General features: G+C 64.3%; 19 protein-coding genes. 2 read left to right on the top strand and 17 right to left on the bottom strand.

What is annotated here, in order from left to right; all coding sequences use genetic code 11:
- Positions 1-5: 5 nt before the first annotated feature.
- The 4 genes from ispG to ndk all read right to left on the bottom strand — a co-directional run bounded on the left by ispG (position 6) and on the right by ndk (position 4,469).
- Positions 6-1,322, bottom strand: a complete 1,317-nt coding sequence (gene ispG, locus AWB81_RS15800; RefSeq protein WP_062636928.1) for a flavodoxin-dependent (E)-4-hydroxy-3-methylbut-2-enyl-diphosphate synthase — start codon at positions 1,320-1,322, stop codon at positions 6-8.
- Positions 1,323-1,456: 134 nt separating this feature from the next.
- Positions 1,457-2,575, bottom strand: a complete 1,119-nt coding sequence (locus AWB81_RS15805; RefSeq protein WP_062636930.1) for a helix-turn-helix domain-containing protein — start codon at positions 2,573-2,575, stop codon at positions 1,457-1,459.
- Between the two features lie 221 nt (positions 2,576-2,796).
- A complete protein-coding gene (gene rlmN / locus AWB81_RS15810; RefSeq protein WP_062637017.1) occupies positions 2,797-3,936 on the bottom strand; it encodes a dual-specificity RNA methyltransferase RlmN in 1,140 nt (379 codons plus the stop codon).
- 107 nt (positions 3,937-4,043) lie between these two features.
- The gene (ndk, locus tag AWB81_RS15815; protein WP_062636932.1) at positions 4,044-4,469 is read right to left on the bottom strand and encodes a nucleoside-diphosphate kinase; all 426 of its coding nucleotides are present in this window, start codon (positions 4,467-4,469) and stop codon (positions 4,044-4,046) included.
- Between the two features lie 282 nt (positions 4,470-4,751).
- On the opposite strand from ndk, the gene AWB81_RS15820 reads away from it, so the two are divergent.
- The gene (locus tag AWB81_RS15820; RefSeq protein ID WP_062636934.1) at positions 4,752-5,450 is read left to right on the top strand and encodes a Bax inhibitor-1/YccA family protein; all 699 of its coding nucleotides are present in this window, start codon (positions 4,752-4,754) and stop codon (positions 5,448-5,450) included.
- 70 nt (positions 5,451-5,520) lie between these two features.
- On the opposite strand, the gene rlmD is transcribed toward AWB81_RS15820, so the two are convergent.
- The 6 genes from rlmD to surE all read right to left on the bottom strand — a co-directional run bounded on the left by rlmD (position 5,521) and on the right by surE (position 11,752).
- Entirely contained in the window at positions 5,521-6,933 is a 1,413-nt protein-coding gene (rlmD, locus tag AWB81_RS15825) for a 23S rRNA (uracil(1939)-C(5))-methyltransferase RlmD (protein ID WP_062636936.1), read from the bottom strand.
- A gap of 79 nt (positions 6,934-7,012) precedes the next feature.
- Positions 7,013-7,789, bottom strand: coding sequence for a 3'-5' exonuclease (locus AWB81_RS15830; RefSeq protein ID WP_062636938.1), 777 nt, complete (start codon positions 7,787-7,789; stop codon positions 7,013-7,015).
- A gap of 6 nt (positions 7,790-7,795) precedes the next feature.
- Positions 7,796-8,902, bottom strand: a complete 1,107-nt coding sequence (gene rpoS / locus AWB81_RS15835) for an RNA polymerase sigma factor RpoS (protein ID WP_062636940.1) — start codon at positions 8,900-8,902, stop codon at positions 7,796-7,798.
- 14 nt (positions 8,903-8,916) lie between these two features.
- Positions 8,917-9,894, bottom strand: coding sequence for a peptidoglycan DD-metalloendopeptidase family protein (locus tag AWB81_RS15840; protein ID WP_062636941.1), 978 nt, complete (start codon positions 9,892-9,894; stop codon positions 8,917-8,919).
- A gap of 5 nt (positions 9,895-9,899) precedes the next feature.
- Positions 9,900-10,997, bottom strand: coding sequence for a protein-L-isoaspartate(D-aspartate) O-methyltransferase (locus tag AWB81_RS15845; protein WP_062637021.1), 1,098 nt, complete (start codon positions 10,995-10,997; stop codon positions 9,900-9,902).
- On the bottom strand, positions 10,994-11,752 hold the full coding sequence (gene surE, locus AWB81_RS15850; RefSeq protein ID WP_062637019.1) for a 5'/3'-nucleotidase SurE: 759 nt from the start codon (positions 11,750-11,752) through the stop codon (positions 10,994-10,996). The genes AWB81_RS15845 and surE overlap by 4 nt, the downstream gene beginning before the upstream one ends.
- Positions 11,753-11,849: 97 nt before the next feature.
- Here surE and AWB81_RS15855 point away from each other — a divergent pair, with 97 nt between their 5' ends.
- The gene (locus AWB81_RS15855) at positions 11,850-12,824 is read left to right on the top strand and encodes an NADPH:quinone oxidoreductase family protein (RefSeq protein ID WP_062636943.1); all 975 of its coding nucleotides are present in this window, start codon (positions 11,850-11,852) and stop codon (positions 12,822-12,824) included.
- A 130-nt stretch (positions 12,825-12,954) separates the two neighbouring features.
- Here the strand turns inward: AWB81_RS15855 and AWB81_RS15860 are convergent, their stop codons facing one another.
- The 7 genes from AWB81_RS15860 to AWB81_RS15890 all read right to left on the bottom strand — a co-directional run bounded on the left by AWB81_RS15860 (position 12,955) and on the right by AWB81_RS15890 (position 18,272).
- On the bottom strand, positions 12,955-13,779 hold the full coding sequence (locus AWB81_RS15860) for an ABC transporter permease (RefSeq protein ID WP_062636945.1): 825 nt from the start codon (positions 13,777-13,779) through the stop codon (positions 12,955-12,957).
- A gap of 29 nt (positions 13,780-13,808) precedes the next feature.
- Positions 13,809-14,633 carry an ABC transporter ATP-binding protein gene (locus tag AWB81_RS15865; protein WP_062637023.1) on the bottom strand — a complete coding sequence of 275 codons (825 nt, stop codon included), beginning with the start codon at positions 14,631-14,633 and terminating at the stop codon, positions 13,809-13,811.
- 5 nt (positions 14,634-14,638) lie between these two features.
- Entirely contained in the window at positions 14,639-15,676 is a 1,038-nt protein-coding gene (locus AWB81_RS15870; protein ID WP_062636947.1) for an ABC transporter substrate-binding protein, read from the bottom strand.
- Positions 15,677-15,734: 58 nt separating this feature from the next.
- On the bottom strand, positions 15,735-16,940 hold the full coding sequence (locus AWB81_RS15875; RefSeq protein ID WP_062636950.1) for a CaiB/BaiF CoA transferase family protein: 1,206 nt from the start codon (positions 16,938-16,940) through the stop codon (positions 15,735-15,737).
- 133 nt (positions 16,941-17,073) lie between these two features.
- Entirely contained in the window at positions 17,074-17,298 is a 225-nt protein-coding gene (locus AWB81_RS15880) for a DUF1653 domain-containing protein (RefSeq protein ID WP_062636952.1), read from the bottom strand.
- Positions 17,299-17,319: 21 nt separating this feature from the next.
- Positions 17,320-17,916 carry a recombination mediator RecR gene (recR, locus tag AWB81_RS15885; RefSeq protein ID WP_062636955.1) on the bottom strand — a complete coding sequence of 199 codons (597 nt, stop codon included), beginning with the start codon at positions 17,914-17,916 and terminating at the stop codon, positions 17,320-17,322.
- 29 nt (positions 17,917-17,945) lie between these two features.
- Positions 17,946-18,272 (bottom strand): YbaB/EbfC family nucleoid-associated protein, encoded by a 327-nt coding sequence (locus AWB81_RS15890; protein ID WP_062636957.1) that lies wholly within the window; start codon positions 18,270-18,272, stop codon positions 17,946-17,948.
- Positions 18,273-18,399 lie beyond the last annotated feature (127 nt).

Genomic DNA, 18,399 nt, shown 5'->3' on the forward strand with positions numbered 1-18,399 from the left:
TGTCTTTAGAGTGATGCCGCGGCCGTTTCTTCGCGCTTGCCGTAGGTGCGCGCGACGTAGTCGCTCACGATTTGCTGGAATTCCTGGGCGATGTGCTCGCCGCGCAGCGTCTTGACCTTCAAGCCGTCGATGAACACGGGCGCCGCCGGATTCTCGCCCGAACCCGGCAGGCTGATGCCGATATTCGCGTGCTTCGATTCGCCCGGCCCGTTGACGATGCAGCCCATCACTGCGACGTGCATCTTCTCGACGCCCGGGTATTGGTCACGCCAGACCGGCATTTCGTTGCGCAGATAAGTCTGAATCTGCGAGGCGAGTTCCTGGAACAGCGTGCTTGTCGTGCGCCCACAGCCCGGGCACGCGATCACCATCGGGGTGAAGGAACGCAGGCCCATGGTCTGCAAAATTTCCTGGCCCACGACCACTTCGCCCGTGCGCGCGCCGCCCGGCTCGGGCGTGAGCGAGATGCGGATCGTGTCGCCGATGCCTTCCTGCAGCAGCACTGAAAGCGCCGCCGTCGACGCGACGATGCCCTTCGAGCCCATGCCCGCCTCGGTCAGGCCGAGGTGCAGAGCGAAGCTGCATCGCTTCGCGAGTTCGCGGTACACCGCGATCAAGTCCTGCACACCGCTCACCTTGCACGACAGGATGATGCGGTCACGTCCGAGCCCGAGTTCGACGGCGCGTTCCGCCGAGCCGACCGCCGACTGGATCAGCGCTTCGTACATCACGCTTTGTGCGTCCCACGGCGTGGCCCGCGTTGCGTTCTCGTCCATCATGCGCGCGAGCAGGTCCTGATCCAGGCTGCCCCAGTTCACGCCGATGCGCACCACCTTGTCATAACGCGCGGCTGCTTCGATCATCTGCGCGAACTGCGTGTCACGCTTCGCGCCCTGCCCGACGTTGCCCGGATTGATCCGGTACTTCGACAGCGCCTCGGCGCACGCCGGATAGTCGCGCAGCAGCAGATGGCCGTTGTAGTGAAAATCGCCGACGAGCGGCACCATCACGCCCATGCGGTCCAACTGGTCGCGCACGTGAGGCACGGCGGCCGCCGCTTCCGGCGTGTTGACCGTGATGCGCACGAGTTCGGAGCCGGCCTGCGCCAGTTCCTTGATCTGGATTGCCGTGCCGATCGCGTCCGCCGTGTCCGTGTTGGTCATCGACTGGACGCGCACCGGCGCATCGCCGCCGATCGTCACGAGCTGACCGCCCCAGCGGACGTCGACCGCGTGCGACGCGCGGCGCCTGAGCGGACCGCCGAACACCGGTTCGACCGAACAAATTGTGCTGCTGATCAGGGATTGAGCTTCGGATTGCATCGAAAAACCCTCTTGCGTCGCCGGCTGCCATGCGGCGGCGTATGTGGAACCCTCAAACCGACGCCGCCGGCGGGGCCGGCGGCGCTCTCGATACGTTGCTTGCGTGCGTCGCGGTACGCGCCGGACGGCGCGCCTCAGGGCACCGAAAAGCGCGCGACGTTGCCTTTTGCCGCGGCGTATTTGGCGGGATCGACTGGTTCGTCGTCGAACATGAGCGACTCCATGCCCGCGCGATTGCCGATCGTCACCTTGAACGGCGCCTCGCCTTCCACGCGCTGGACGTTGCCGCCGTGCACGAGACCAGAGAATACTTCCTTGCCGTCTTTCTGGCGCACGCTGAGCCAGCTGTCCTGCTTCACTTTCAGTTCCAGCGCATTCGACCCCGTGCCCGCGACGGCCGATGCCGAAGCCAGGGCGTCCGTTGCCGCCGGCGCCGGCGGTGCGACTGCAGGCGCTGCGGGTGTCGCGACGGCACCGCTTGCGCCCTGCACCGCCGCGATCGTCGACGACGAATTCGGCAGCGCGTTGGTGCCGAGCGGATGCGGCATCGGCTGCGTTCCGGCCGCGCCAGCTTCCGCCGACGACGCTTCGCCGGTATTGGCGGCGGCCAGTTCGTCGGGCGTCGCGACGGCCGAAGCCGCGCCCGTTCCGCTGTTTCCGTTCGAACCGGCGAGCGACGAGGTGCCGTTCGCACTCACCTTCAGGCGGGCGAGCCACGCGGCGGAGTCACCGCCGGTGTGCCACATCGCGAGCGCGATCACCGCGACGATCACCGCAGCGACGCCCCACAACCACGAGCGACGCCGCCCCGTGCTATTGAGAGGCACGGACACGCGTGCACGCGGCAAACCGCCGCCCGCCGCGGCCGGCAGCGACAGATTCTGCTCGACCGGACCATTCACACGGCGTAGCACCTGCGTAAACGGCGCCGGATCGGCACCCAGCATCTTCGCGTAGCTGCGCACGATTCCCGCCGCGAAGGTGCGATCTGGCAGATGACTCAGGTCGCCCGCTTCGAGCGAACGCACCTTTTGCGGCGACACCTTCAGCCGCGCCGAAACATCGTCGATCGACCAGCCCTTGGCCGTGCGAAGCTGCGCGAGGCGCGCTCCGACCGCCGCGATCGATTCCAAGCTCCCCGCCTGATTCCCGCTCGACGCCGCCTGGCCGGCCAAAGCCTCGCCATCCGGCTCGTGGCCGGAGGGATTGCCGGTTCGACTGCCGAAAGGCGTCGGGTGCTGCGGTTCACTCATGCCAAATTCCTCGCATCGATTCTTTTGTTTGACGCTTCAAAGCGTTGGGGTGCCAGCGCCATGCGCACAATACAACCCGCTGCTTCTTGCAGACCGCTTTATAACAAAATGTGCGGATTTTTGTACCGCATCCGATCGCTTGCTTCGTTTTTCTTTCTTTTTTGCGCTGAAAACGCGCCTGTTCGGTTCGCGCACCCGTGGGATCGGTCGCGAACAAGGGGTCACACGGCCCGGACTTCGATCACCTTCGACTGCCGGCCCATGCGCTCGGCGAGCCGTGTTCGGTCCTGCACCGCGCCCGCGAGTTGCCCACAGGCGGCGTCGATGTCGTCGCCGCGGGTCTTGCGCACGGTCGTCACGATGCCGGCGTCGATCAGCACCTGCGCGAAACGCTTGATCTGCTCATTGCGCGAGCGCACGAGGCCGGACTCCGGGAACGGATTGAACGGAATCAGGTTGAATTTGCACGGCACGTCGCGCGTCACGGCCAGCAATTCCCGCGCGTGCGCTTCGGTGTCGTTCACCCCGTCGAGCATGCAGTATTCGAACGTGATGAAATCGCGCGGCGCGACCTTCAGATAGCGCTGGCAGGCCGCCATCAGCTCGCGCAACGGGTACTTCTTGTTCAGCGGCACCAGCATGTCGCGCAGCGGATCGTTCGGCGCGTGCAGCGACACCGCGAGCGCCACCGGCAGATCGGCGGCGAGACGGTCCATCATCGGCACGACGCCCGAGGTGGAGAGCGTTACGCGCCGGCGCGACAGGCCGTAGGCGTTATCGTCGAGCATCAGGCGCATGGCGGGGACCACTGCGTCGTAATTCAGCATCGGTTCGCCCATGCCCATCATCACGACGTTAGTCACGACGCGCTCGCCCTTGCCCGGTCCGCCGACTTCGCGTCCAAGCGACTTGCGCAGCGCGAATTCGGCCATGCGCAATTGACCGATGATTTCACCGGTCGTCAGGTTGCGCGAAAAACCCTGTTTGCCCGTCGAGCAAAAGCGGCAATTCACGGCGCAGCCCGCCTGCGACGAAACGCACAGCGTGCCGCGATTTTCTTCGGGGATGAAAACGGTCTCGACCGCGTTGCTGTTGCCGACGTCGATCAGCCACTTGCGTGTGCCGTCGGTGGATACGTGATCGCTGACGATTCCGGGCATCGCCATGTTGGCGCGGCCCTTCAATTTTTCGCGCAGGGATTTTGCCAGGTCGGTCATGCCGTCGAAGTCGTCGACGCCGTACTGGTGGATCCAGCGCTGCAACTGCTTGGCGCGAAACGGCTTTTCCCCCAGGCTGTCGCAGTAGGCCACGAGCCCGGCGGCGTCGAGATCGAGAAGGTTGACGGTTGAGCTGCTCGTCATGTCGAATTCTGCCATTTCTGTCTTGAGCGAGGCCCGGGCTAGCCGCCCGGGCCGTTCGCGCCAAACGAGAGGCGCCGCCGCGAGGCAGCAGCGCCATCATCTGTAGATTAGCGCGAGTAGACGTTCACTTCCGGGAAAAAGAACGCGATTTCCTGACGTGCGGTTTCCGCCGCGTCCGAACCGTGCACTGCGTTCGCGTCGATGCTGTCGGCGAAATCCGCGCGGATCGTGCCCTTGTCGGCCTTCTTCGGGTCGGTCGCGCCCATCAGGTCGCGGTTCTTGGCGATTGCGTTCTCACCTTCGAGCGCCTGGATCATCACCGGGCCCGAAATCATGAATTCGACGAGGTCCTTGAAGAACGGACGCGCAGCGTGGACAGCGTAGAACTTCTCTGCGTCGGCGCGCGACAGATGGACCATGCGCGACGCAATGATCTTGAGGCCAGCATTTTCGAAACGGCTGTAGATTTGGCCGATAACGTTCTTTGCCACTGCGTCCGGCTTGATAATCGACAGGGTGCGCTCGATCGCCATGAAAAACTCCAAAAAATGAACGGGTTACGAATTTAAATGAATCGACAATTGTAGCACGAAGACATGTATGATTGCGATTGAAACCTTACGGTACCGTAAGGATCAAACAAAGCGTCACAGATGGCTCCGGAGGGCGCGCGCTTCGGTGCAGCGCTATTGAATTCGGTGCAAGATAGACCCATATGTGCGGCGTGCGACCGGCGGACGCGGCGCCGATGCGTCAAAACCACCGCTTTACGGATGTCTTGTTCGACACACTCAAGGCAAAGGCAAGGAGAAACCATGAACGAATCACCCTACAGTTTTGGCCGCAACGGCACGGTCACGTCGGTCGAAACGCGCAATCGCGTGCTACGCAACACCTACTGGCTGCTGGCGCTCTCGATGGTGCCGACGGTGCTCGGCGCCTGGGTCGGCGTCGCGACGGGCTTCTCGCTCTTCGCGGCCACCAGCCCGACGATGAGCTTCATCGCGTTCCTCGCCATCGCGTTCGGCTTCATGTTCGCGATCGAGAAGACGAAAGACAGCAGCATCGGCGTTCTCGTGCTGCTCGGCTTCACGTTCTTCATGGGGCTGATGCTCTCGCGCCTCCTGAGCTTCATCCTCGGGTTCTCGAACGGGCCGCAGCTCATCATGATGGCGTTCGGTGGCACGGGTGTGATCTTTGCCGCCATGGCGACCATCGCGACGGTCAGCAAGCGTGATTTCTCGGGCCTCGGCAAATGGCTCTTCATGGGCGTGCTCGTGATCCTGCTCGCGGCGTTCGCGAACATCTTCCTGCAGCTGCCGGCGCTCATGCTGACGGTCTCCGTGCTCGCGATCGTGATCTTCTCGGCGTACATGCTGTTCGACGTGCAGCGCGTCGTGAACGGCGGCGAGACGAACTACATCAGCGCGACGCTCGCGATCTACCTGGATCTGTACAACGTGTTCACGAACCTGCTGGCGCTGCTCGGCATCTTCGGCGGCAACCGCAACTGATCCGGCGCCTGCCCAACGAAAAACCGGCCCTCGGGCCGGTTTTTTTACGTCCGCGCGCCGCGAGCGCGGCTCAATCCCGCTCGAACAGCGCAATCGATTCGACGTGCGACGTGTGCGGAAACATGTTCACGACGCCCGCACCCTTCATCCGGTAGCCGGCTTCGTGCACGAGCAATCCGGCGTCGCGGGCGAGCGTCGCGGGGCTGCACGACACGTAGACGATCCGCTTTGGCAGCGCTCCGTCGCCGCTCTGCGCGATCTCCGCCAGCGCCTTTACGATCGCCAGCGCGCCCTCGCGCGGCGGATCGATCAGGAACTTGTCGAAGGCGCCGAACGCGCGCAGGTCGTCGGCGGTGACTTCGAACAGGTTGCGGCACGCGAACGACGTGTGCGCATCGACGCCATTTGCCTTCGCGTTTTCCAGCGCGCGCGTCGTGAGCACCTCGCTGCCCTCGATGCCCACAACCTCGCGCGACACCCGCGCCAGCGGCAGCGTGAAATTGCCAATGCCGCAAAAAAGGTCGAGAACGCGATCGGTCTTCGACGGCGCAAGCAGGCTGAGCGCACGACTGACCAGCACTCGGTTGATCTGGTGATTCACCTGCGTGAAATCGGTCGGCTTGAACGGCATGCGGATAGCGAACTCCGGCAGCGTGTAAGCCAGTTCCTTGTCCAGCGGATAGAACGGATAGACGGTGTCCGGCCCTTTCGGCTGCAGCCAGAACTGCACGCCGTGCTCGTCGGCGAAAGTGCGCAGGAGCGCCTCGTCGGCTTCGGTGAGCGGCTCCAGGATGCGCAGCACGAGCGCCGTCACGTCCGATCCGACCGCGAGTTCGATCTGCGGCATGCGATCGCGGATCGACAGCCCCGCCACCAGATGCCGCAGCGGCACAAGCATCGCGGAAACGTGCGGCGGCAGGACTTCGCAGCTCGTCATGTCGGCGACGTAGCTGCTCTTCCTTTCGTGGAAGCCGACCAGCACACCGCCCTTCTTTTCGACATACCGCACGGTCAGCCTTGCGCGATAACGATAGCCCCACGACGGACCGTGGATCGGCCGGAACATGGTTTCCGCGCGCAGCTTGCTCAGGTGCTGGAGGTTGTCCTCGAGCACGCGCTGTTTCACGGCAATTTGTGCGCGCACGTCGAGATGCTGCATCGAGCAGCCGCCGCACGTGCCGAAAAACGGACACTTCGGCTTGGTGCGGATCACGCTTTCGCGCAGCACGTCGACGACCTGCGCCTGCTCGAAACTCGCTTTCTTGCGATAGCTGGAATACGTGACGCGCTCGCCGGGCAGTGCGCCTTCGACAAAAATCACCTTGCCCGGCTCGCCGTCCTCGTTGACGGTGCGGCCAACGCCGCGCGCGTCCATGTCGAGCGAATCGATTTCGATGGCGGGCGCGACGAACGAAGGATCGGCGACGACGTTTCGGGCCGGCGCGGCGCGGCGGCGATGCGGTTTTCGAGCGGCTTCAGACACCTGCGTACTTCCTGACTGACATGGCAAAGGCGAGATTGTAGACGAACGTCAGAGCGCGGCAGGCGGAAACGCCAGCGCGTCAGGGGCCGAACGCGGCCAGATATTCGGCCCAGTGCGGCGCCGGTTCGAGCGCGAGCGCGTTCTTCACGAAATTGATCTCGTCGCCGTACTCGTCGGGCGAAAAGCCGCCGCGCATCAGCTGGAACCGGCAATACATCAGGTACGTATTGACGACGTCCGTCTCGCAATAGGCGCGGATTTCGTCGATGCGGCCTTCGCGGTACGCGTCCCAGACCTTGCCGCCGTCCATCCCGAGCTTGCCCGGAAAGTCGCAGAGCTTCGCAAGCGCATCGAGCGGGGCATTCGCGCGCGCCTGGTACATCGCGAGGACGTCCATCAGGTCGGTGTGGCGCGTGTGGTAACGGCTCAGATAGTTGTTGAACTTGAACTCGCGGTCGTCCTGACCAGCGTCCCAATAGCGCGAAGCCGTAACGCCGTGCACCAGTGCACGGTAATGGAGCACGGGCAGGTCGAACCCGCCGCCGTTCCACGAGACCAGTTGCGGCGTGTACTTCTCGATCACGCGAAAGAACGACTGGATCAGCGACGCTTCCGGATCCTGCGGCGTGCCGAGCGAGCGCACCCGAAAGCCGGTGTTGTCGCGGAACACGCAGGAAATCGCCGCGATGCGCTGCAGGTGGTGCGGCAGAAAGTCGTTGCCGACGCGCTCGCGGCGCGCGGCAAAGGCAAATTCGGCGACTTCAGCGTCGGTGAGGTCGGCGGGCAGATCTTCGAGACGGCGAATACCGTCGACATCGGGAATCGTCTCGATGTCGAAAACGAGGATTGGAGTCATCGAATGCTAGAGCACGGCGTCCTTGCGCACGCCGTTGGAAGCGAAAAAGCGCTTGAGCCGCACGAGCGCCTCTTGCTGAATCTGGCGCACACGCTCGCGCGTGAGACCCATTTCGTCGGCGAGCTCTTCGAGCGTCGCAGGCTCGATATGGTTCAGGCCGAAACGGCGCTCGATCACATGCCGGTGCTTGTCCGACAGACGCGACAGCCACAGCCGCGTGAGCGTCTCCAGTTCGCGATGCTGCACTTCGGCGTCGGGCGACTGGCTCTGGTCGTCGGACAGCAGGTCGAGCAGGCTCGAACCCGGATCGAGATCAAGCGGTGCGTCGAGAGATGCGGTGTGTTCGTTCAGCGCGAGGATGTCGGTGACTTCCTCGGGCGTCTTGCCGGTCAGATAGGCGATGTCATCAATGCTCGCGTCGCGGCGGTCCGGCGCAATCGCCGTGTTCGAATTCGCGGAATTTTTTTCCAGATGACGCTTCGCGCGCAGCACCTGGTTCAGCTCACGGATCACATGCACCGGCAGCCGCACCGTGCGCGCCTGATTCATGATCGCGCGCTCGATGCTCTGGCGAATCCACCAGGTGGCGTAGGTCGAAAAGCGGAAACCGCGCGTCGGATCGAATTTCTCGATCGCGTGCATGAGGCCGAGATTGCCCTCCTCGATCAAATCGAGCAGCGGCACGCCGCGATTCAAATACCCCTTCGCGATACTCACGACGAGCCGCAGGTTGCGTTCGATCATCACCTGGCGCGCCTCGAATTCGCCCGCCTTCGCGAGCCGCGAATAACGCTGCTCTTCCTCGACCGTCAAAAGCGGCTTGACGCTGATCCGATTCAGATAATGCTGGATGGTGTCGGCCGTGAGTTCCGCCTGCAAAATCGAGCGGAAATCGTCGGCGTCGGGCGCGGAATCGTTTGCGGCGTCGCCCGTGTCGTCGATTGTGTCCTTGGTGCGTATTCCGGATTCGTCGTCGGCGGAATCGATTTCGACGTCGACGGTTTCGGTGTCTTCGTCGTCATGGCTCGAAGCACCGTCTTCCACCGACACTTGCATAGGTCGGCTGATCGACTCAGTCTCGGCTTGAGGGACGCGGCGCTTCGTTTTAGGCATGATGGTTTCGCTTTTTATTGCGGCGGCAAATACTTCAGCGGGTCGACAGGTTTGCCCTGCCGGCGGACTTCGAAATGCAACATCACGCGATCCGAATCGCTGTTACCCATCTCAGCGATTTTCTGCCCTTTTGTCACCGCGTCACCCTCTTTTACCATCAAAGCGCGGTTATGTGCATATGCCGTGAGAAAAGTCGCGTCGTGCTTGATGATAATGAGATTGCCGTAGCCGCGCAGCCCATTTCCGGAGTAAACCACGCGTCCATCTGCCGACGCATTGACCGGCTCGCCCGGCGCGCCGCCAATGTTCAAGCCTTTGTTCCTTGCATCGTCGAACGTGCCGATAATCGGGCCTCGCACCGGCCAGATGAACGCCGGCTGCGCCGCCGGCGCGGTCGCCGCACCATTGTCGACACCGGCCATGCCCGCCGCGGCTCCCGCGCCGACGCCCGGTGCCATGCCCGGCGCAGTTCCCGGCGCCGTCCCCATCCCCGAGGCCGAACCATACACCGGCGGCGCCGCGGTTGTTCCGGTCGTCACGCCCGGCTGCGGCGTGCCGTACATCGAATTGCTGAGCGGCTGCGCCTGCACGCCGCCGCCCGCGATCGGCGCCGTCGACACGCCCGGCGTCGTCGCGGCGAGATTCGCACCCGGCGGCGCCACCCGAACCAGCTGACCGACTTCGATCTGGTTCGGATTCGTCATGTTGTTCCATGCCGCGATGTCACGATAATTCTGACCGTTTTCCAGTGCGATCCGATATAGGGTGTCGCCCGGTTTCACACGAACATAACCGGGCGGCGGCGGCCCGTTCTGCGCCGCCTGGGCCGCTTCGGTGGAAAGCGGCGCGCCGGTCCGGTCGACGACCGGCGCCTGATCCATCCGCGTCGCACAGGCTGCCAGCATGGACAGCGCGAGGATGCACACACCGCGCTCGACCGCCGTCCGACGGACCTTCACGCTCCTTTCTCGCACAACACGCAACATACTCATCGGTGTCAAATCACTCCGGATTTTAAGGGTACAAAGAAAACACGATCGAGTTGCGACTTCCGCCACTGCGTCGGCGATACGCGCTCGACGAGCGTCAGCACCTGCGACTGCGCGTCCTGCGAGCCGACTGGCGCGACGAGCCTGCCGCCGACCGCCAGTTGCTCGAGCAACGCCTGCGGCACGTCGAGCCCCGCGCACGCGATGACGATCGCATCGAATGGCGCCGCCGCCGGGAGGCCGAGGCGGCCGTCGCCGTAATGCAGGCGGATGTTCGGCACGCGCAGCGGGCGCAGATTGAGCTTCGCGCGCTCCGACAGCGGGCGCACCCGCTCGATCGAATAAACCTCCGTTGCGACCTGCGACAGCACCGCCGCCTGATAGCCGCAGCCGGTGCCGATCTCGAGCACCTTCGCGAGCGTGCGGCCCGCCGCGACGAGCTCGATCATGCGCGCGACCACCGATGGCTTCGAGATGGTCTGATGATGGCCGATTGGCAGCGCCGCGTCTTCATAGGCCTGCGCGGCTAGTCCGGGATCGACGAACATATGGCGTGGGACGACTGACATCGCGTTGAGCACCCGTGCATCGGCGATGCCGTTCCCGCGCAGCCTTTCGACCATGCGCTCGCGAACCCGTTCCGAGGTCAGCGCGTGCGCCGTGTTCAGCGCGACGTTCGGCGCGCCCCGCTTCACGCTCGTCACGCTCGCGAGCGTTTCGCGATGCTCGTTCTGGCGCGGCGCCGCGCGCAGCACGCCCGGCAACTGGTGCGCGACGGCGCTGGACGCCCTGGGGCTGGACGGCGCCGATGGCGCGACGGTGCGCAGCGTCATTCTGACCGAGGCGGCGGGTGCAGGAGTCGCCGCCCTCGGCACAGCCGGCTTGGCCGGTTTGACCGCGGCCTGAACGGCGACGACCGGCTTGCCGGCCTTGCCTTTTTGAGTCGCGGAATTCGCCGCGCCAACGCCCGGCACCGATCGCAGCGCACCACTCGCGGCCGTAGTGGCCTTTGCGCGCGCATCGTTCGGCCGGGCGCCCGGCTTCTTCGGCTCGCGGACGAGATCGGCGAGCGCGAGCGGAAAGCGCTTCGCGCGCTCGTCGGTCATGAGCGATGGCTCCCGGCGCGCGCCCATTCGCGCGTGTCCGAGAGCAGCTTCGTATGTGTGAGGTCGAGCTGCAGCGGTGTGATCGAGACATGGCCGTTGGCGACGGCGTGAAAATCTGTGCCTTCGCTGGCATCGAGCGCGTCGCCCGACGGGCCGATCCAGTAGATCGGATTGCCGCGCGGATCCGTCTGGCGGATTACCGGCTGTGACGGATGGCGCTTGCCGAGCCGAGTCACCTGCCATTCGCCCAACTGCTCGTAAGGCAGGCTCGGGATGTTCACGTTCAGGAGCGGATGGCCGGGCATCGGATGCTCGAGAAAATGCGCGACGATTTCCGCTGCGACGCGCGCGGCGGCATCGAGATGCAGCCAGTCGCGCCCGACGAGCGAAAACGCGATCGCCGGAATGCCGAACATGAAGCCTTCAGTGGCTGCGGCGACGGTACCCGAATAAAGCGTGTCCTCGCCGACGTTCTGACCGTTGTTGATTCCCGACACGACGAGGTCCGGCTTGTTTTCGAGCATGCCGGTGAGCGCGATGTGAACGGAGTCGGTGGGCGTGCCGTTCACGTAGTAAAAGCCGTTCGTCGCCTGATGGATGCTGAGCGGCCGCGAGAGCGTGAGCGAGTTCGACGCGCCGCTGCAGTTCTGCTCCGGCGCCATCACGGTGACTTCGCCGAGCGGACACAGGACTTCGTGCAGCACGTTGATGCCGCGCGCCAGATAACCGTCGTCGTTGCTGAGTAGGATTCGCATCCGACGATTGTAACCGAGGAAAGATGGCACGCGGACGACGGCCAGGACCATGCTCTACACTGATGCGCGACGCCTTGAACCCCAATCAGGAGACGACATGCGCGCCATTCGCTGCAACCAGTACGGACCGCCCGAAACGCTTTCCCTCGAGACCTTGCCGGACCTGCATCCGGGCGCGGGGGAAGTCGTCATCGACGTGAAAGCCGCGAGCGTGAACTTCCCCGACGTTCTCATCATCGAGAACAAGTACCAGTTCAAGCCGCCGCTGCCGTTCACGCCGGGCGCCGAGCTCGCGGGCATCGTGCGCGAAGTCGGTGCGGGCGTGACGCAGTTCGCGCCCGGCATGCGCGTCGCCGCCTACACCGCGCACGGCGCGTTCGCCGAGCAGGCGCTCGCAAGCGCGTCGTCATGCGTGCCGCTGCCCGACGACGTCGATCTCGCGCAAGCGGCTGCGTTCACCCTCGCCTACGGCACGTCGTATCACGCGGTCGTCGACCGGGCAGCGCTCAAGGCCGGCGAGACCATGCTCGTGCTGGGCGCGGCGGGCGGCGTCGGCCTCGCGGCGGTGCAGATCGGGAAAGCGCTCGGCGCGCGGGTGATCGCGGCGGCATCGAGCGCCGAGAAGCTCGCGCTGTGCACGCAATATGGCGCGGACGCGATCATCGACTATGCGCACGAGGACCTGCGCGAACGCATCAAGGCGCTGACGGACGGCCGCGGCCCCGACGTGATCTTCGATCCGGTCGGCGGCAGCTACGCGGAGCCGGCGTTTCGCAGCATCGCGTGGCGCGGACGCTATCTCGTGATCGGCTTCGCGAATGGCGAAATTCCGAAGCTGCCGTTCAACCTGCCGCTTTTGAAAGGCGCGAGCATCGTCGGCGTGTTCTGGGGCGAGCACATGAAGCGCGAAGCCGATCTCGGCGCGGCGGCGTTCGAGCACATGATCGGCTGGATCAGGGAAGGCAAGCTGCTGCCGCACGTCTCGAAACGCTATTCGCTCGACGAGACACCGCAGGCCCTCGACGACATGGCGAACCGGCGGGTGACCGGGAAAGTGGTCATCGTGCCGTGAGTAGCCCACGCTGACTCGCTGCGTAATCTGCAAGCAGGCTCGACGCAAACGAACCGCGCGACGGCACGCGCGCAAATAAAAAGCGCACCGGGTAATCCGGCGCGCTTTTTTCATCGCAAATGAGAGCGGTTCACAGCTTCTCGGTTTCTCCGGTCTTCGGCTGCCATTTCATCAGCCGACGCTCGACCAGCGCGACGATACCGTCGAGCACCAGCGCGAACGCCGTCAGCACGAGAATCCCGGCGAAGACGGTGTTGATGTCGAAGGTGCCTTCGGCCTGCAGGATCAGATAGCCGACGCCGCGCGCCGAGCCGAGATACTCGCCAACCACCGAGCCGACGAACGCCAGCCCGACCGACGTATGCAGGCTCGAAAACACCCAGCTCGTCGCGCTCGGCAGATAGACGTGCTGCAGCAGTTGCTTGCGGTTAGCGCCGAGCATTCGCGCGTTCGCCAGCACGACCGGGCTCACTTCCTTCACGCCCTGGTAGACGTTGAAGAACACGATGAAGAACACCAGCGTGACGCCCAGCGCGACCTTCGACCAGATGCCGAGCCCGAACCAGACCGCGAAAATCGGCGCGAGGATCACGCGCGGCATCGAGTTGGCGGCCTTGATGTACGGATCGAGAAGCGCGCTCATCATCGGCGCGAGCGCGAGCCACAACCCGACGCCGAGTCCCATCACCGTGCCGATCACGAACGCGAGTACGGTTTCGATCAGCGTCACCCACAGGTGGACGTAGATTTCACCGGTCGTGAACCATTCCCAGATGCGCAGCAGCACCTTCTGCGGCTCACCGAAGAAGAACGCGGCCTTGTTGTTGTCGTCGAAATAGAAAGCGGGGAGCAGCGTCGGGCTCGTGAGCACGTACCAGAGCACGAAGCACAACACGAGCAGGAGCCACTGCCATACCACCAGATTTGCGCGATTCGGGCGCAATTTGTTCCACATGATCTTGATTCGGCCTTCGCGGAGTTTGGTTAGACGGCGGTGAGCTGCTGCTGATAGCCCTTCAACACCTCTTCGCGCAGCACGCCCCAGATTTGCGCATGCAGTTCGACGAAGCGTGGATGCGAGCGGATTTCGGCGACGTCACGCGGACGCGGCAGGTCGATCGCGAATTCACCGATCGGATGCGTGCCCGGCCCCGCCGACAGCACGACGACGCGATCGGACATCGAGATCGCTTCATCCAGGTCGTGCGTGATGAAGAGCACGGCCTTGCGCTTGGCGGCCCAGAGATCGAGCAACTCGTTTTCCATCAGTTGGCGCGTCTGGATGTCGAGGGCGGAGAACGGCTCGTCCATCAGGATGATGTCCGGATCGAGGATCAGCGTCTGCGCCATGCCGACGCGCTTTCGCATGCCGCCCGAGAGCTGGTGCGGATAACGGTCGCCGAAGCCGCCGAGACCCACTCGCTTTAGCCACTCCTCGCCGCGTTCGCGCGCCTCGTTTTTGGTCACGCCACGAAACGACAGGCCGGCTGTCACGTTGTCGAGCGCCGAGCGCCACGGCATCAGCGCTTCGGCCTGGAACATGTAGCCGGCGCGCTTGTTGATGCCGTCGAGCTTTTCGCCGAACACGGTCACCGCGCCCGAAGACGGCTGCAACAACCCCGCGCCGACATTGAGCAGCGTGGACTTGCCGCAGCCCGTCGGCCCGACGACCGACACGAATTCGCCCGGCGCGATGCGCAGCGTCGTGTCCTTCACGGCGGTGTAGCGCGCCGCCTGGTTCTCGCGCGACGCGAACGTGCAGGTGATGTTCTCCAGCGCGAGCGCGTAATCCTTGGGAGAGGCTTGCATCGGCATCACGCCTTGACCGTCGAAAGCGCCTTCTTCACGAAGTCGTTGGTCCACGTCTTCGACAGGTCGATCGGCTTGCCCTTCACTGACTGGTCGAACGCCTGGAGCGTCTTGAGCGACGTCGCGGGACCGTCGGCGGGCATCAGGCCGTCCGGCGACATCGCTTCCTTCACGTGCTGCCAGGCATCGAGGTAGAGCGCGCGGTCGCCGAGCAGGAAGCCTTCGGGCACCGTGGCGATGAGTTCCGAGCCGGAGGCCGTCTGCAGCCACTTCAGGGCGCGGACCATCGCGTTGGTGAGCGCCTGCGTGGTGTTCGGATTCTTCGTGATGAAGCTTTGCGATGCGTACAGGCATCCCGCCGGCATGTTGCCGCCGAAGACGTTCTTCGTGTCGGCGAGCGTGCGCGTATCGGAGACGATGCGGATGTCGCCCGCGCGTTCGAGCTTGGTCATCACCGGATCGAGGTTCGCGATCGCATCGATCTGGCCCGACTGCAGCGCGGCGATCGCGCCCGCGCCCGCACCGACGCCGATGAACGAGACATCGCTCGCGGTGAGCCCGGCCTTCGCGAGCACGTAGCTCGCCATGATCGACGTCGACGAACCGGGCGCCGTCACGCCGATCTTCTTGCCCTTCAGGTCAGCGACGGTCTTGAAGTTCGGCATCGCCTTCTTCGATACCGCGAGCACGATCTGCGGCGCGCGTCCCTGCAGCACGAATTCGCGGAAATACTGGTTCTTCGCCTGCAAGAGCAGCGTGTGCTCGAACGCGCCGGAGACGACATCGGCGCTGCCGCCGACCGCCGCCTGCAACGCCTTCGCGCCTCCGGCGAAGTCGGCGATCTCGACTTCGAGCCCCTCATCCTTGAAGTAGTTGCGGCGCTCCGCGATGGTGAGCGGCAGGTAATAGAACAGGTTCTTGCCGCCGACCGCGACCGATACCTTCGACTGCTCGGGCTTCGCCTGCGCAAAGGCGAGCGGCGCGCCCGACAATGCCCCACCTGCGAGCACGACACCGCTCGCCACGAACGTTCTGCGTTTCATCGACTTCCATCTCCGGTCTTTGTGTTCTTTTCAGCGGCCGCGTTTTCCAGCAAGGTGCCTAGATCACCTTCGCGGCCCGCAGCCTCGCGATATCGTCAGGATCATACCCGAGCGACTGAAGTACTTCATCCGTGTGTTCACCGAGTTGCGGCCCGAGCCAGCGCGTCTCGCCGGGCGTCTCCGAGAGTTTCGGCGTCACGTTCGGCAGCGTGATCTCGCGGCCGTCCTGCCACGGAAAACGCTGCAGCATCTGGCGCGCGATGTACTGCGGATCGGTGAACATGTCGGCGACGCTGAAGATGCGGCCGGCCGGCACGTCGACGGCGTTGAGCACCGCGAGCGCCTCGTCGATGCTGCGCGTCGCGAGCCACGCGGCGATCGCGTCGTCGATTTCCTGCGTGCGCGGCACGCGGCCGTCGTTCGAGGCGAGTGCGGGATCGTTCGCGAGATCGTCGCGTTCGATGGCGTTCATCAGGCGCTTGAAGATCGGATCGCTGTTGCCGCCGATCACGATGCTGCCGTCGCGGCACGGATAGGTATTCGACGGCACGATGCCCGGCAGCGACGCGCCCGTGCGCTCGCGCACGAGGCCGTACACGCCGTACTCCGGCACGACGCTCTCCATCATGTTGAAGACGGCCTCATACAGTGCGACGTCGACCACCTGTCCCTTGCCGCCGTTCGCCTTCTTGTGGTGCAACGCCATCAGCGCGCCGATCACGCCGTGCAGCGCCGCGATCGAATCGCCGATGGAGATGCCAATGCGCGGCGGCGGCAGATCCGGATAGCCCGTGATGTGCCGCAAGCCGCCCATCGATTCCGCGATCGCGCCGAAGCCTGGCCGGTCGCGATAGGGGCCGGTCTGCCCGTAGCCCGAGAGGCGCACCATCACGAGCCCGGGATTTTCCGCCGATAACACCTCATAGCCGAGCCCGAGCTTTTCGAGCAGGCCGGGCCGGAAGTTCTCGACGACGATATCCGCTTCCTTCGCGAGCCGGCGGACGATTTCCTTGCCCTCCTCGGCCTTGAGGTTCACGGTCACGGACTTTTTGTTGCGCGCCTGGACGGCCCACCAGAGCGACGTCCCGCCGACTTCCGGATAAAGCTTGCGCCACTTGCGCAGCGGATCGCCGCCGTTCGGGTCTTCGATCTTGATGACGTCCGCGCCGAATTCGCCCATGAAGCGCGCGGCAAAGGGGCCTGCGATCAGCGTGCCGAGTTCCAGCACCTTGACGCCGGCGAGCGGCCCGGTTGATGTGGTCATTGTGTCTCCGATGTCGACCAGAGTCGGCGCAGTCGATTAGAGTTGGCGCTTGGCGCTTACTCTAGTCCCATGCGCCTCCCCTGCTCCCATGCAAGATATTTGCTTTTGTTGTCTTGACGGCGGGCTTCTAACGCTACAGCGGAATGTCGAGCGCCTGAAAGCGTGGCGTGCCGTCCGCGAGCGTGCCGTTGAACATCTCCGCCGGCCGCACCCACAGGCCGCGCTCATGTGGCCACAGGTGTTCGTAGACGATCATCCGTTCTTCCGTCTCCGAATGCCGCGCCACGCCGATCACGCGATACAGCCCGCCTTTGTAATGCCGGTGTGTGGCGAGCGCCCTGGCTTCTTCTTCCGTCATATGCACTGTTCCCGCTGTTTCCTATACCGAGCGCCGATCGAGCATCGCGCGTGCGATGGTGCCGGCGTCGACATATTCGAGTTCCCCGCCAACCGGCACGCCGCGAGCCAGGCGCGTCACCTTCAGGCCCTTCGACTTCAACGTCTGCGCGAGATAGTGCGCGGTCGCTTCGCCTTCGTTCGTGAAGTTCGTAGCCAGCACGACTTCCTCGACGACGCCATCATTCGCGCGGCTGATCAAACGGTCGAAATGGATTTCCTTCGGACCGATGCCGTCGAGCGGGCTCAGATGGCCCATCAGCACGAAATAGAGCCCGCGATAGGTGAGCGTCTGTTCGAGCATGACCTGGTCGGCGGGCGTCTCGACGACGCACAGCAGCGCTGGATCGCGCTCGGGATCGCTGCACACCTCGCAGATCGCAGCCTCGGTGAACGTGTTGCACTTCTCGCAGTGCTTCAGATGTTCGGTCGCGAAGACGAGCGAGCGCCCGAGCTTCTCGGCGCCCGCGCGGTCGTGCTGCATCAGGTGGTAAGCCATGCGCTGCGCGGACTTCGGACCGACGCCCGGCAGCGCACGCAGCGCCTCGACGAGCGCCGACAAGGCAGAAGGCTGTTTCATGTTTCCCTGTGTTCGGCGAGCACAGGCAATCAGAACGGCATCTTGAAGCCCGGGGGCATCGGCATGCCGGCCGTCATGCCGCTCATTTTTTCCTGCGTGGTGGCTTCGGCCTTGCGCACGGCATCGTTGAACGCGGCGGCGACGAGGTCTTCGAGCATGTCCTTGTCGTCGGCGAGCAGGCTCGGGTCGATCTGCACGCGGCGCACGTCGTTCTTGCAGGTCATCGTCACCTTGACGAGGCCCGCGCCCGACTGCCCTTCCACTTCGATCAGCGCGAGCTGGTCCTGCATCTTCTTCATGTTTTCCTGCATCTGCTGGGCCTGCTTCATCAGCCCGGCGAGTTGATTCTTCATCATGATGTGGCTCCTTGCTTGGGAATCGGTGTAGTGCGCATCGGTGCGCATTTGGGTGCGGATATCGGCGCACGCGTCTGCTGGTCCGCTGCGTCCTGCCTGTTCGATGCTGCGTGCTGCGTATTCGTGT

The sequence above is a fragment of the Caballeronia arationis genome, from assembly GCF_001544975.2.
Taxonomy (GTDB): Bacteria; Pseudomonadota; Gammaproteobacteria; order Burkholderiales; family Burkholderiaceae; genus Caballeronia; species Caballeronia arationis.